Here is a 14,353-nt window from a genome sequence, read left to right on the forward strand (position 1 = left end):
GCACAAACAAGTTAAATAATGACCGCTTAATATTGAAAAAAAACAGTTGGATTATTAAGGATTACGACAGGAGAATTGGGCGTTATGGAAAAGATTTGGTTCGCTGAATACCAAAAGACAGGGATTCCAGAAACTGTAGAATTACCCGCAGAAAATACCTCATTGGTCGATATTTTTGAGCGTAATTTTCAGAAGTTTGGCTCAAGAGATGCCTTTATCTTCATGGATAAAGTCTTAACTTTTAAAGAACTTGATGAAGCAAGCCGTAAATTTGCAACTTATTTGCAAAGCTTAGGTTTGGCTAAAGGTTCACGCGTTGCAGTTATGATGCCTAACGTTCTTCAATATCCTGTTGTTGCATTAGGTGTATTCCGTGCTGGACTGGTATTGGTCAACGTGAACCCATTGTATACCTCTCGTGAGCTTGAACATCAATTAAATGACTCTGGTTCAGAGGCATTGGTTATCATTGAAAACTTTGCATCTGTTTACCAAGCGATTATTGGTAAAACCCCAGTAAAACACGTGATCGTGGCATCTGTGGGTGACATGCTTGGTACGCTGAAAGGTACATTGGTTAACTTTGTATTACGTTCAGTACGTAAACAAATTCCAGCTTGGAACATTCCAGGTCATATTCGCTTTAATGCAGCAATGTCTAAAGTGAGTGCAAACAATTACAAACGTCCAAACTTAACTTTAAGTGATACTGCAGTGCTTCAGTATACCGGTGGCACAACTGGCGTATCTAAAGGCGCAGAATTGACCCATCGTAACCTTGTGTCAAACATGTTGCAGTGTGATGGTATTTTCCAAAGTAAATTTGGTCAGCAAGATGGTCAGCCAGATGATCGTATCTTCTGTGCATTACCGCTGTATCACATCTTTGCATTTATGGTGTGTGCACTTTACGGTATGTACAAAGGTCAGGCGAACGTATTGATTCCTAACCCGCGCGATTTACCTGCGGTAATGAAAGAATTACGTAAATACCAACCTTCATTCTTCCCAGCAGTGAACACTTTGTTTAATGCTTTGGTGAACAATGAAGAGTTCAAGCAACTTGACCACAGCAAGCTAAAAATGGCGATGGGTGGTGGTATGGCAGTACTTCCTTCGACTGCAGAAGCGTGGAAGAAAGTTACCGGTACCAATATCATCGAAGGTTATGGTTTATCAGAAACTTCACCTGTTGCAACAGCAAACCCTCCAGCATCAATGGAATTTAGCGGTACGATTGGTATTCCATTGCCACTGACTGAAGTTGCTATTTTAGATGATGATGGCAATGAAGTTGCTCAAGGTGAGCAAGGTGAAATTTCGATTCGTGGTCCTCAAGTCATGAAAGGCTATTGGAACCGTCCAGATGAAACTGCCAAAGTAATGACGGCGGACGGTTTCTTCCGTACAGGTGACATTGGTGTCATGGATCCACGCGGTTATGTGAAGATTGTAGACCGTAAAAAAGACATGATTTTGGTGTCTGGCTTCAACGTTTATCCTTCTGAAATTGAAGAAGTTGTTGCAAAACATCCAAAAGTACTAGAAGTTGCTGCGATTGGTGTTCCTGATGAAAAATCAGGTGAAGTACCTAAATTATTCGTTGTGAAAAAAGATCCATCTTTAACGACTGAAGAAGTTTTGGCATTCGCAAAAGAAAACTTAACTGGCTATAAACGCCCACGTTATGTTGAATTTATGGATGAATTACCAAAATCGAATGTTGGTAAGATTCTACGTAAAGATTTGCGTAAAACAGCATAATATGATGCATAAAAAAAGCGCCTTCGGGCGCTTTTTTTATCGCTTTTAATTTAGATCATTAAAGATTACCTTTATTCATCGACCAGCGATCAAAGTAGCGACGTCCTACTCCAAAAACACCTAAGAAGATAAACATCGCGCCGAACTGACGACTAAAGCCAGATTGGTTATAGCTGCCATAGGTTAAAATATTGTCGACTAAACAATATAGTGCAATGACAATGACCCAATGCCAAAGGGGAAGTTGCTTGATGGAAACTGCATAGAATGCAATCCACATTATGACAAAGCTGAAAACAGTCGACCATACATTTAAGTTGGCACAGATCACAGCAAGTAAAAATGCAGTCACAGGAATGACAATTTTTAAAACACGATCGACGCGAAGCTGATGGCGTTTTTGCTCTTCAAGAACTTCAAATAATTGATCTTGATCAGAAGTACTCATAGAGGATCCTTTCATCTGCCGATTATAAAAACACTATATTTAACAAAAATTATTCACGAAATGCCATGGTATTATAGCAGCCATAAAAATCTTCCTGAGAAAAAACACATGCACAGCATCAGTGGGATCATCTATCTCATTTTGGCCGCTTGTTTACTGCCATATGTATTTACATTTATTGCGAAGCGAGCTGCAGGTTTTAAGTCGAGTGATAATCAAAATCCACGTGAAGTTTTAGCGCGTTCTACAGGATTGGCGAGCCGCGCACATGCAGTGCAGCAAAATAGTTTTGAAAGTTTACCTTTATTTATTGCGGCTATTCTAATGGCCGAATACATGGTGATTCATCAACAATACATCATGACCTTTGGGATTGCCTATCTCGTTTTACGCGTTATTTATGGGCTATGTTATTTAGCCAATTGGGCAACTTTACGTTCAATCATTTGGACTTTGTCGATGTTATGCCCAATTTGCCTGATGTTATTGGTCATTAAATTAAGCTAAATGTTCTGCTTGATGATTAAATTATCAGCATGATCGCTAAAATCACAAAAAAAGCGATAAAACCGTTATAATTGTGCCGGATTAAAAGATTTAACTTTGTTTAAAGAGTGATGCTATGAGCTACAGCAATATCCCAGCGGGTAAAGATGCACCAAACGACATCTATGTCATTATTGAAATTCCTGCAAATGCAGCACCAATCAAATACGAAATCGATAAAGATTCTGATGCGTTATTTGTAGACCGTTTCATGGGTACTGCAATGTTCTACCCAGCGAACTATGGTTATGTTCCAAATACATTATCTTTGGATGGTGACCCACTAGACGTACTTGTGGTAACTCCACATCCAGTAGAGCCAGGTTCTGTAATTCGTTGCCGTCCTGTTGGTAAATTGAACATGGAAGATGACGGTGGTGTTGACGCAAAACTCGTTGCTGTTCCACACGACAAATTGACTCCGCTTTATAAAGATGTTCAAGAATATACAGATCTTCCTGCATTATTGATCAATCAAATTGAACATTTCTTCCAACACTACAAAGACTTAGAGCCTGGTAAATGGGTTAAGTTAAGTGGTTGGGAAGGTGCTGATGTTGCGAAACAAGAAGTACTTAGCTCAATTGAAGCTTACAAAGCTGCGAACAAATAATATTGTTTTAAGCTGAGCATCGTTTTTATATGAAAACGATGCTCATAAAAAAAACCTGCACAGTGTGCAGGTTTTTTTTCGCTATCTTAGAGTAGCTGCGAAATTAAAATAATTTCACAGGGATGTCTAAGAATAAACGCCATTCGTTTGTATCACCGATATAGTTACCAGCTTGGTAGTTATCACTTGCGCGGTAGTAAGAATGACGTACACGTAAGCTTGCGTCCTTAGCAAAACCAGATTGAACAGTATATTTCACTTGGTTAAAGAATTCGCGCTCTTGACCTTCTTTTGCTGAATTGTTGACTTTAATATCCCAGCCATAAACGAATGCAGAAGTCCAGTTCAAGCCTGGCACACCATAATCAGTAAAGTTTAAGTTATATTGAACTTGTGCCGATTTTTCATGGTTCCCCACAAAGTCAGATAAGTATGAGTTAGCTACATAGATTGACTGTGCGCCATCAGCATTTTCGCCATAGTCATAACCAGTGTTGCCTGTATTTTGTTGGTAAGCCAGCATGACTGAGTGAGCGCCTTGGTTTAATGTACCTGCAAGAGACCAGATGCTATTGCTGCGGCCGTCAACATTTTTATTACCAATTGTTGAAGAATAAGTTCCAGCTTGCTCGTCCCATTCAGTATGGTAGCCATTGAAGTCTACATTTAATGAGCGTTTTTCAGCTAAAGGCAATGTGTAGTTTGCATTGATGTAGTGACGTTCAAGCGCATCTTCACTGTCTAAGCCATAGTAAGATGCATTAAGCTGATCGTTAAATTTGTACTTTGCACCCCAAACGATTGCATTATCTAGATGACGGCCATCAGTATTGATTTGATCTGAATATTGATTCTCTGTGAATTTACCAGCAACCAATTCTAGATTTTCAATTTCACGGCTTTTCGCAAGAACACCAGTGAAATATTCTGGAACCATACGTGCGGTATTAGACGCAAGTACAGGAAGATCTAGAACTTGGGTACCGTATTCAACAGTTGTATTTGATACTCGTGCTTTAACGCTAGCTCCGCCACGCGCCCAATGGTCATAGGCGTCTACATCACCATTTGCATCTTTAGCTCCGCCGTTATGAAGCGGAATCATGCCATTGCCAGCATTATCATTGCTGCCTAATTTGAATGAAGCATCGCCAGTAACATTTACACCAAAACCGATAATACCTTTTGTAAAACCAGATTCAAGTTTTACAATCGCAGACTGAGCAGCTGAGCTGGTATCTGTTACTCGTTTTACTGCACTAGTATCATTGTCAATGTAATTGGTTTTGTCACGGTTGATGTAACCTGTACGGAACAATACAGAGCCTTCGGCATCTTCCACAAAGCCTTTAGATTCACTTTGTTCGCTAGCAAAAGCAGTAGAAATAAGAGCAGCGTTTACTAATACTGCAAGTGTTAGTTGTTGAGCTTTAAGCATTGGGAGAGAGCCTCATGCAAATTTGGTTAATATGTAGTGCGATTGTATATTTTTTCTTAAAAAAATCACTATTTTTAATGCGCTTATTACACTAAAGTTAGAAAACATTCAGATCATCGGTCAATCTGTAATAAGCAAATGTTTCGTATGTTATTGTTGTTTAACAAATAGTTTATTTAAATTGAATATATATCAATCTAAAGAGAAGTTTATTCATTACTTATCATAAAAAAATATAAAAAATGGTAAAAACTTTCATTTAACTTGCTGATTTATTATCATTCTTATCGCACATTTTGTGCTGAATACAAAGTTGGCTTTTGATCGAAAATTATAAAAATAGTTGAGGGGGACGATTTCTATGTCCAGTCAAAGCAAGCAATCTTGGCTTGTTTTTCAAAAATAGATCGTGAACATGGCTCTGTAATAAGTAATATCTTCCATAAAAATACAATTAAAAAAAAGGTGATATAAACCGTGATAAATACATATGAATGAAGGAATTAAATTATTTTTAAATACTCGAATTGGATAAAAGATATTTTATGAATCAACACCTTAGTTTTTACTGTTTTATATAATCTCACCTTTGTTTTTAAATGATTTAATTTATCAAAATAAGAAAAAAGGGCTATACAGTGCCGTAAAATCGATTAAAATCGGCGCTAAATTTTACTCAACCCAATCCACAATCGATCCGATGTGGGGACTAAACATGATTCAATTTTATAAAAAAGCAATTTTAAGTATTTTAGTGACCCTAGGTACAGTCCCTGCATTTGCAGAACAAACTGAACAAGCCACAACTGCACAAGGGAATTGGTCTGGAAGTCTGGGCGTGGTAAACAAATATGTGTACCGTGCGAGTGAAGAAAATGATCAAGCGGCATTACAAGCCGGACTTGAATATGCACACAACAGTGGGCTGTTCGCGGGCTATTGGGGTTCTACACTCAACTATGATCCTACGGACGACAGTCAATCGCATGGTTTTGAACATGATTTCTATGTCGGATATGGACGTGAACTGAATGAAGATTGGAGATATAAATCACAAGTGATGGCTTATGTCTATCAAGGTGGAGGTTCTGTTTATAACGACGACCGATCTGAAAAGCGTCGCACGACAGGCGTCGAATTTATTCAGGACATTAGTTATAAAGATTTAACTGCAAGCATGGCTGTATTGTTGTCTGATGTTAATTATGGCAACGCAGGTGATGTATATCTGAATGCTGCTTATAGCTATGCATTACCTTATGATGTTTCATTAAATTCATCGCTCGGCGTTTCTGTTTTTAATGACAGTCGTGATGACAGCCTATTAACAACCACAGAAGATGTGGTGTTCACTGAAGCACGTTTGGGCTTGAGTAAACCGATTGCAGATACTGGATTTGAAATTGCTGCTGACTATGTATGGGGCGGTAAAGATCGTGAAGGTGAGCAATTAGACGATAACGTTGTGGTTGGATTGACCTATTCTTTCTAACATTAACCAGTTGATCGTATTCGGTCATATTCTTGAAAGTGCATAATGGTGATTGTGCACTTTTTTTATGCATTTTTGAGATCGGTGTTGAAAAAATATACTCAAAAAAGCGCATTTTAAAAATCCTGTTACAACTATCAACCTGAAGATTTAAATAATCTAAATAGATGAAAATCTGCATTCTAAAATAAATTAAAGAGAAAAAAGGCTAAATAGGATAATTAAAAAATAATAAATAAAAACAGTAATATATTGGTTTTTCATAAACCAAAATGGTGACTTTTATAAAAAAAATATGCGCTTATTTTTAAACATGGCACAGCGCTTGCTAATACCTCATTGAGTTCAACGAAATAACCAAAAAATACGTCGTCGCACGATGTGGGGGAACAAACCATGAAATTTGCACTTAAAGCTTTATCAATCGCTGTACTAGGAGCAGCATCGATGTTTACTTTTGCTGAAGCACCTGCTTCTGAGCATTCTGTATCCGGAAATATCGGCGTACTGTCTAGCTATAATTTACGTGGTATTACCAATGTGCCTGAAAATAGCGGCGCAACTATTCAAGGTGGTTTGGACTATAGCCATGCGTCAGGCTTCTATGCAGGTTACTGGGGTTCAACCTTAGATTATGCACTTGGTGAAGAAGGTCGTGATTCTTTTGAACATGACTTTTATGCAGGTTATAACGGCAAAATTACTGAAGATTTAGGTTATACCGTCGGTGGTACGTATTATTACTACTATGAATCGGATGTTGATTCAGATGGTTTCGAAACACTTTTAGGATTGAACTACAAAGACTTTAGCATAACTGCTCAAACCTTAACGCAAAATACGACTTGGGGTAACAAGGGCGATACGTATATCTTAGGTAGCTACAGCTATGCATTGCCAAAAGATTTCACGCTAAATACTTCATTGGGTCTATATGCATATGGTGATGATGACGAATTTGTAGAAACCACTGAAGACTTTGGCTTCCGTCATTTTACAGCAGGTTTAAGTCATCCATTGGGTGACACTGGTGCGAGCGTAAATATGGATTATATTGTGGGTGGTTATGACCGTCTGGATGAAAAACAAAAGAATAAAGTCGTATTTGGCTTGAAATATGAATTCTAATTTTAAAAAGCATTAAAAATGGCGACCTAGGGTCGCCATTTGTTTAAGCATTGAGTTGGCTTCGATAGGACAGTGCTTCAGAAACGTGTTGAGCTTGAATGTGTTCACTTTGAGCCAAGTCGGCAATGGTTCTAGCCACACGTAATACGCGATGATAGGCGCGCGCAGATAAATTCATTCGTTGCTGGGCTAACTGTAAAATATTCTGTGCAGTAGCATCCAAAACTGCTTGTTGCTCCAATTGCGTAGGCGTGAGCGCCATATTGGATTTTTGCTGACGTTCTATTTGTAACGCATAAGCTTGTATAACACGATGCCTAACCGCACTTGAACTTTCAACCTCTTGCGAACTTTGTAATTCATGCGCTGCCAGTGGCGGGACATCTATATGTAAGTCAATTCGATCTAATAATGGACCTGAAATACGGTTTTGATAGCGTTTAATACTTTCAGCACTACATTGACAGCGGCTGTCTTGGTTAAAGGCATAGCCACATGGGCAAGGATTCATCGCCGCAATTAGTTGAAAATTTGCAGGGAAGGTGATTTGACGAGAAGCCCGTGAAATCACAATTTCTTTGGATTCGAGTGGTTGCCGTAACACCTCCAACACCTTTCGATCAAATTCAGGCAGCTCATCTAAAAATAAAACTCCTAAATGTGCCAAGGTGATTTCACCCGGTTTAGGATTTGATCCTCCACCGACGAGGGCAATCGCAGATGCGGTATGGTGTGGCGCACGAAATGGACGCTGCCCAAAATGATGATTTGCACCTGCAATGGAATAAATACTCGCGACTTGCAAATTTTCTTGCATATCTAAGGGGGGCAGAATACTGGGCAAACGCGAGGCGAGTAGAGTTTTGCCTGTGCCCGGTGGACCCCGAAATAGTAGAGAATGACCGCCAGCCGCTGCAATTTCTAAAGCACGACGTGGTCTGAGTTGACCTTTCACATCAGATAAATCAAAAGGGTAACTGAGTTGATTGGTTGACGATGTCGAGGGATGGCTACTGATTAAGGCCGAACGACTCAAATGTTCACATACATCCTTAAGATGCTGTGCAGGAAAAACATGGAACTCCGGCAGTTGCGCCGCTTCATCGGCATTGAGTGCCGGTAGAATCAGATGATGCCCGATATGCTGACAGGCAATGGCTATACTTAAGATGCCACTGACAGGTCGTAAATAACCATCAAGTGCCAATTCTCCAATAAATTCAAAGCCATCTGCTGCATTTTCAGGAAGTTGTCCCGACGCGATCAGAATCCCTAAAGCAATGGCGAGATCTAAACGTGAACCATCTTTGGGTAAATCTGCGGGTGCTAGATTAATGGTCAGACGTTTGGTCGGAAACTGAAAGCCGCTATTAATAATCGCAGAGCGGACACGGTCTTTACTTTCACGGACAGCGGCCTCAGGTAGGCCCACAATGGTCAATGAAGGTAGGCCTTGGCTGACATGAACTTCAACTTCAATTTGGGGTGCATTTAAGCCGAGCAAACCCCGAGTATAGATTTTGGCAAAAGACATATTATTGTTCCGTTATGGTGCATTATTTTTAATCGTTATGCGTCTTTTGTTGCACTAAAAAGGTGCTTATTTTTTGTTCTGAATTTTTTGTTCGAGTTCTTCGACGTGTTTCAACAATTCATTTAAACGTAAATTGGCATTATTCAGTGCAGTACGTTGGCGTTCGATTTCTTCTTTCGACACGAGATCCATTTTGCTCACAGCTTCATTGAGTAAGCTGCGAAGATTATGTTCGACGTCTTTTTTCGGCTGATCGATTTGTTCTAATATCGCTTGTAATAAGGTTTCAATCATTGTTTAGACCATCCTCAGTGATTTGGTGGCAGCAGTTTAACATCGCCACATTCATGACCATAGTGCTTTCATTTAAATATGCGTTTAATCGATCAGTAAAATCGTAATTCTTCTAGTAAAAACGTCTATTTTTATAAGCATACGCAAGATTATCCGTATAAAATAGGTTATAAAGAAATCTCATGCTGGGCTGACTATTTTCCCCCGACTGTAGTCATATTGGCATGAAAATTGAACATAAAACCTTACAGGTGAAATAAGCCGAAGGAAAACAAAACATGAAGCTCGTAACTGCAATTGTAAAACCTTTTAAATTAGATGACGTGCGTGAAGCACTCTCTGAAAATGGTGTTCAAGGGATCACTGTCACTGAAGTTAAAGGCTTCGGTCGCCAGAAAGGTCACACTGAACTTTATCGTGGTGCTGAATATGTGGTTGATTTCTTACCAAAAGTAAAAATCGAAATCGCAATCAGTGATGAAATGGTCGATACCGTAATTGAATCAATTACTCGTGTTGCAAGCACAGGAAAAATTGGCGACGGTAAAATTTTTGTAAGCAATCTGGAACAAGTCATCCGTATCCGTACTGGTGAAACAGGTGCAGATGCCGTTTAAAAAATTGGCATGAAGTTTGCTGAGTAGCTAATAACTCAGAAAATCAGGTCGGGGGATACGAATGAAAAAGATGCTAATTGCACTCGGCTTGTCCAGTGCACTTTTAGGTGGTTCTGTTGCGTGGGCTGAAGAAAGCGCAACAGCACCTACAGAAGAAGTCACAGTAGTTGATACTGCAAATACAACAACGCTAAATACAACAGAAGCTGCAGTTCCAGTTGAAGCAGCGCCAGCACCTGCAGAAGAAGAGCCTAAGCTCGATACAGGTGATACAGCATGGATTTTAGTGTCCACTGCACTTGTTTTACTCATGACAATTCCCGGTTTAGCATTATTTTACGGCGGTATGGTCCGTAAGAAAAATGTACTCAGCACCATGGCACACAGTTTTGTTGCGGCAGGTGTCGTGAGCTTAACGTGGGTGATTGTGGGTTATACCTTAGCATTTGGTGAAGGTAATGCCTTTATCGGTAGCTTAGACAAATTTATGTTGTCGGGTATCACCACAGAAGCCTTGTCAGGTACGATTCCAGAGATTCTTTTTGTTATTTTCCAAATGACATTTGCCATCATTACCGTTGCCATTATTAGCGGTTCGATTGCAGAACGTATGAAATTCGGTGCTTTCGTTGCCTTCATCGCAATTTGGAGTGTCGTGGTTTATGCACCAATTACCCACTGGGTATGGGGCGGTGGTTGGTTAGGTAACGACGGTGCGCTTGATTTTGCGGGTGGTACGGTTGTTCACATCAACTCAGGTGTTGCGGGTCTTGTTGCAGCGTACATGCTTGGTAAACGTATGGGGCTTGGCCGTGAATCAATGGCGCCACATAACCTAACTTTAACCGTCATCGGTGCAAGCCTTGTATGGGTAGGTTGGTTCGGTTTCAACGGTGGTTCTGCACTGGGTGCAAATGGTTCCGCTGGTTATGCATTGGTGGTAACACAAGTTGCAGCAGCGGCAGCAGCAGTGGCATGGTTAATTACTGAAAAAGTGGTTCGTGGTAAAGCGTCTGTCTTGGGCGGTGCTTCTGGTGCGGTAGCAGGTCTTGTGGTGATTACACCTGCGGCAGGTTTCGTAACCGTTGGCGGCGCTTTAGCGATGGGTCTGATCGGTGGTGTGGTTTGCTTCTGGGGGATTACTGCGCTGAAACGTGCGTTGAAAGCGGATGACTCTTTGGATGCGTTTGGTCTACATGGTGTCGGTGGTATCGTGGGTGCGATCCTTACAGCATTCTTTGCTAGCGAATTCATCATGGGTGATAAAGCACCGAGCAACTTAATGCATCAATTATGGGTTCAAGTCGAAGGTGTACTAGCGACAATTGCTTACTCAGCTGTGATGACATTCATTATCTTGAAAGTGATTGATCTAGTGATTGGCATCCGTGTTGAAGCTGATGACGAACGTATGGGTCTAGACTTAAGTCAACATGGCGAACGTGTAGAATAATAAGATCACAGTAAATCAATATATTGTGTAAAACAGCCCGAAAGGGCTGTTTTTTTTCCATATCTAGCGTAAAGCTCTACAAATTTCAAAATTTTTGCTACACTCTAAATCCATTCGGATTTGTTCAATTTAACCGCTATGCATTGTCCATTTTGCAACGCTGAAGACAGTAAAGTGATTGACTCACGTCTTGCTGCTGAAGGCTGTCAGATACGCCGCCGCCGTGAATGTATTAGTTGCGGTGAACGTTTTACCACTTTTGAAAGCTATGAAGTGGTGATGCCGCGTGTCATCAAGTCGGATTCAAAGAGTGAACCGTTTGATGAAGCCAAGCTCCGCCGCTCGCTCATGCATGCCTTGCAAAAGCGTCCAGTAACGCAAGAGCAAATTGAAACAGTACTCAGTGATATTCAATTGCAAATTCGCCGTTTGGGTGAACGTGATGTGAAATCACGCACCATTGGTGAAATTGTCATGCAGTCATTGTTTGCTTTAGATCATGTGGCTTATGTACGTTTTGCTTCTGTGTATCAAGACTTCCAAGATGTAGAAGCTTTTCGTCGTCAAATTGAACAAATGCAGCAGCGTGAGCACTAATGCACATCAGCTTCAATTTTTATCATGAGTGATTACATGTCTGAGTTAGATCAAGTGACGTTGCAGCAGCATCAACAGTGGATGCGGCGTGCAATTGCATTGGCACAGCAGGGGCAATACAGCACTCGTCCCAATCCCAACGTGGGCTGTGTGATTGTCAAAGACGGTCAATTGGTTGGTGAAGGCTTTCATCCAAAAGCGGGTCAGCCACATGCAGAAGTCTTTGCAATGCGTGATGCAGGTGAGGCCGCTCGTGGCGCAACCGCTTATGTGACTTTGGAGCCTTGTGCACACTATGGACGTACGCCACCTTGTGCCAAAGGCTTGGTAGAAGCAGGTGTCGCTCAAGTCGTTGTGGCATGTCCCGATCCCAACCCATTGGTTGCGGGTAAAGGTGTACAAATCCTACGTGATGCTGGCATTGAAGTGATTACGGGTATTTGTCAAGCAGAAGCACATCAATTGAATTTGGGCTTTTTAAAAGCCATGGCGACGGGCATGCCTTATGTTCGGCTCAAAGTCGCATCGAGCCTAGATGGGCGTACTGCCATGGCCTCGGGTGAATCTAAATGGATTACGGGTGCAATGGCGCGACAAGATGTACAGCATTGGCGTGCAATCTCCGGTGCCGTAATCACTGGGATTGAAACGGTATTAGCCGATGATTGCTTACTCAACGTACGTCAACTCGATGATGCTGTTGATATGCAAAGCGTGGTTCAGCCGAAACGTATCGTGCTAGATCGTCAAGGCCGCTTGCCATTAAGCGCAAAAATATTGCAGCAACCTGAAACCGTGATGGTCATGGGGCCATATCGTCAGGAACTTGCTGACTTGGGCGTGGTACAATTTGAAATTCAGCCTTTGGCCGATCTGTTAGCAGCATGCGTTCAACAGTTCCAAATTTATGATGTACTTGTGGAAGCCGGTGCGACACTTTCGACCGCTTTCTTACAAGAACATTTGATCGATGAAATGATCAGTTATGTTGCACCGACCTTGTTGGGTCAGTCAGCACGTGCGATGTTTAATGCGGAATTTGACCGCATGGCAGAGCAGCTTCGATTTAAGCTGAAAGATGTCACTCAATTGGGTGATGACATCCGCTTAAGGTTAATCCCTTCTCAAGAGACGCTATGAATTCAGAGTCTACGGTTTATCACAAACGTCGTCATGCGGCTCGTACCACAGACGAATATCTTTTCCATCAGTTGGTTCCTTATTTGGGAAACAAACGCCGTCTATTACATCTGATTTTAGAAGCACTTGAGCAAACGGGAACCTTAAAACGCGAAGATGGTCGTGCGCCGATATTTGCTGACTTTTTTGCAGGTTCGGGTGTAGTGTCACGGTTGGCACGTCAAAACGGCTATCGTGTTATTGCCAATGACTGGGAACCCTACAGCCATGCCTTGAACAGCGCGATTCTCTCTTGTGTTGAAGCACCAGCGTTTAAAGAGTTGGGTGGCTATCAAAAAGCCATCGATTATCTGAACCGTTTGCCAGAAGTGAAAGGTTGGGTGACCCATAACTTGTGTCCACGTAATGATGAAATCTACGATCCTGCACGTGACCGTTTATTCTTTAAACGCCGTAACGGTATGCGTATCGATGCGATTCGTCAGCAAATTGCAACTTGGCAAGCTCAAGGCGCGATTGATGATGTGGAAATGAGTGCTTTGTTAGCGCCGTTATTGTATTCAGCAAGTTTTGTCAGCAATACCAGCGGTGTATTTAAAAGTTTCCATCATGGTTGGGGCGGTAAAACCCAAGCAGCCTTAGATCGTATCGGTTCATTGTTATGGCTGACCCCAAGTCGTTTTTGTGAAATTGGTGATCCGAAAAAACCCGCCGCTGAAATGTGGTGTGTCGACGCACAGCATTTGGCCAATCAAATGAGCGGCTTTGAAGTAGATGTGGCTTATCTCGATCCACCATATAACCAACATGCTTATAGCAGTAACTACCATGTGTTGAATGCCTTAACGTTATGGGATCAGGTGGATTTACCAACACCAGACACCAAAGGCTTTAAGAGCGGAATCGACCGTGCATGGCGTAAAGAACGTCCAAGTCCGTATAATTCTTCCAAGCATGCGAAAGAAGCTTATGAAAAATTATTAGAAACCATCAATGCACGTTACATCCTGACGAGCTATTCAACCGATGGTAATATCAGCGCCACAGATTTGTTACAAGCCAATTTAAAACGTGGCCGAGTAAGCTTATTGACGCAAGATGTACCACGTTACCGCGTGAGTAAGCAGCGTCAGTCTGAACGTGCACGCGTACTAGAGTTTATTGTCATCACGGATACGCATGCCAAATCAGGTCCACCAATCCGTCAGTTGTTGAGTCAATTGCACCATTTTGCAGAATTAGGTGGTGTCGATACCTCTGGCGTGAGCACGCAACTTGATTTGTGGTAA

The 14,353-nt window shown here is 41.4% G+C and carries 14 protein-coding genes; 10 read left to right on the forward strand and 4 right to left on the reverse strand.

Annotated elements, in window-relative coordinates; genetic code table 11:
* Window positions 1–84: 84 nt before the first annotated feature.
* A complete protein-coding gene (locus LXF01_RS00975; protein ID WP_180024224.1) occupies window positions 85–1,764 on the forward strand; it encodes a long-chain-fatty-acid--CoA ligase in 1,680 nt (559 codons plus the stop codon).
* 58 nt (window positions 1,765–1,822) lie between these two features.
* Here LXF01_RS00975 and LXF01_RS00980 read toward each other — a convergent pair whose 3' ends face one another.
* The gene (locus LXF01_RS00980; protein WP_180049881.1) at window positions 1,823–2,212 is read right to left on the reverse strand and encodes a hypothetical protein; all 390 of its coding nucleotides are present in this window, start codon (window positions 2,210–2,212) and stop codon (window positions 1,823–1,825) included.
* 108 nt (window positions 2,213–2,320) lie between these two features.
* On the opposite strand from LXF01_RS00980, the gene LXF01_RS00985 reads away from it, so the two are divergent.
* Together LXF01_RS00985 and ppa are read left to right on the forward strand one after the other, a co-directional pair.
* Window positions 2,321–2,719, forward strand: coding sequence for an MAPEG family protein (locus LXF01_RS00985; protein WP_078189470.1), 399 nt, complete (start codon window positions 2,321–2,323; stop codon window positions 2,717–2,719).
* 115 nt (window positions 2,720–2,834) lie between these two features.
* Window positions 2,835–3,371 carry an inorganic diphosphatase gene (gene ppa / locus LXF01_RS00990; RefSeq protein WP_078189469.1) on the forward strand — a complete coding sequence of 179 codons (537 nt, stop codon included), beginning with the start codon at window positions 2,835–2,837 and terminating at the stop codon, window positions 3,369–3,371.
* A 103-nt stretch (window positions 3,372–3,474) separates the two neighbouring features.
* Here the strand turns inward: ppa and LXF01_RS00995 are convergent, their stop codons facing one another.
* On the reverse strand, window positions 3,475–4,809 hold the full coding sequence (locus tag LXF01_RS00995) for an OprD family outer membrane porin (RefSeq protein ID WP_180039912.1): 1,335 nt from the start codon (window positions 4,807–4,809) through the stop codon (window positions 3,475–3,477).
* A 715-nt stretch (window positions 4,810–5,524) separates the two neighbouring features.
* On the opposite strand from LXF01_RS00995, the gene LXF01_RS01000 reads away from it, so the two are divergent.
* Window positions 5,525–6,301, forward strand: a complete 777-nt coding sequence (locus LXF01_RS01000; RefSeq protein WP_233944905.1) for a TorF family putative porin — start codon at window positions 5,525–5,527, stop codon at window positions 6,299–6,301.
* A 396-nt stretch (window positions 6,302–6,697) separates the two neighbouring features.
* Window positions 6,698–7,429, forward strand: a complete 732-nt coding sequence (locus tag LXF01_RS01005) for a TorF family putative porin (RefSeq protein WP_233944907.1) — start codon at window positions 6,698–6,700, stop codon at window positions 7,427–7,429.
* Window positions 7,430–7,472: 43 nt separating this feature from the next.
* Here the strand turns inward: LXF01_RS01005 and LXF01_RS01010 are convergent, their stop codons facing one another.
* The gene (locus tag LXF01_RS01010; RefSeq protein WP_233944909.1) at window positions 7,473–8,963 is read right to left on the reverse strand and encodes a YifB family Mg chelatase-like AAA ATPase; all 1,491 of its coding nucleotides are present in this window, start codon (window positions 8,961–8,963) and stop codon (window positions 7,473–7,475) included.
* A gap of 66 nt (window positions 8,964–9,029) precedes the next feature.
* Window positions 9,030–9,257, reverse strand: coding sequence for an accessory factor UbiK family protein (locus tag LXF01_RS01015; protein ID WP_078189551.1), 228 nt, complete (start codon window positions 9,255–9,257; stop codon window positions 9,030–9,032).
* 278 nt (window positions 9,258–9,535) lie between these two features.
* Here LXF01_RS01015 and glnK point away from each other — a divergent pair, with 278 nt between their 5' ends.
* From glnK to LXF01_RS01040, 5 genes are all read left to right on the forward strand, one after another.
* Complete coding sequence (gene glnK, locus LXF01_RS01020) at window positions 9,536–9,874, forward strand: P-II family nitrogen regulator (RefSeq protein ID WP_067763174.1); 339 nt, start codon at window positions 9,536–9,538, stop codon at window positions 9,872–9,874.
* Between the two features lie 61 nt (window positions 9,875–9,935).
* The gene (locus LXF01_RS01025) at window positions 9,936–11,327 is read left to right on the forward strand and encodes an ammonium transporter (RefSeq protein ID WP_078189464.1); all 1,392 of its coding nucleotides are present in this window, start codon (window positions 9,936–9,938) and stop codon (window positions 11,325–11,327) included.
* Window positions 11,328–11,465: 138 nt separating this feature from the next.
* Window positions 11,466–11,924 (forward strand): transcriptional regulator NrdR, encoded by a 459-nt coding sequence (nrdR, locus tag LXF01_RS01030; RefSeq protein ID WP_067763170.1) that lies wholly within the window; start codon window positions 11,466–11,468, stop codon window positions 11,922–11,924.
* 36 nt (window positions 11,925–11,960) lie between these two features.
* Window positions 11,961–13,064 (forward strand): bifunctional diaminohydroxyphosphoribosylaminopyrimidine deaminase/5-amino-6-(5-phosphoribosylamino)uracil reductase RibD, encoded by a 1,104-nt coding sequence (gene ribD / locus LXF01_RS01035; RefSeq protein ID WP_233944910.1) that lies wholly within the window; start codon window positions 11,961–11,963, stop codon window positions 13,062–13,064.
* The gene (locus LXF01_RS01040; RefSeq protein ID WP_078189462.1) at window positions 13,061–14,353 is read left to right on the forward strand and encodes a DNA adenine methylase; all 1,293 of its coding nucleotides are present in this window, start codon (window positions 13,061–13,063) and stop codon (window positions 14,351–14,353) included. Before ribD ends, LXF01_RS01040 begins: the two co-directional genes overlap by 4 nt.

Source organism: Acinetobacter sp. SH20PTE14 (assembly GCF_021391555.1).
In the GTDB taxonomy this organism is placed as follows: domain Bacteria; phylum Pseudomonadota; class Gammaproteobacteria; order Pseudomonadales; family Moraxellaceae; genus Acinetobacter; species Acinetobacter amyesii.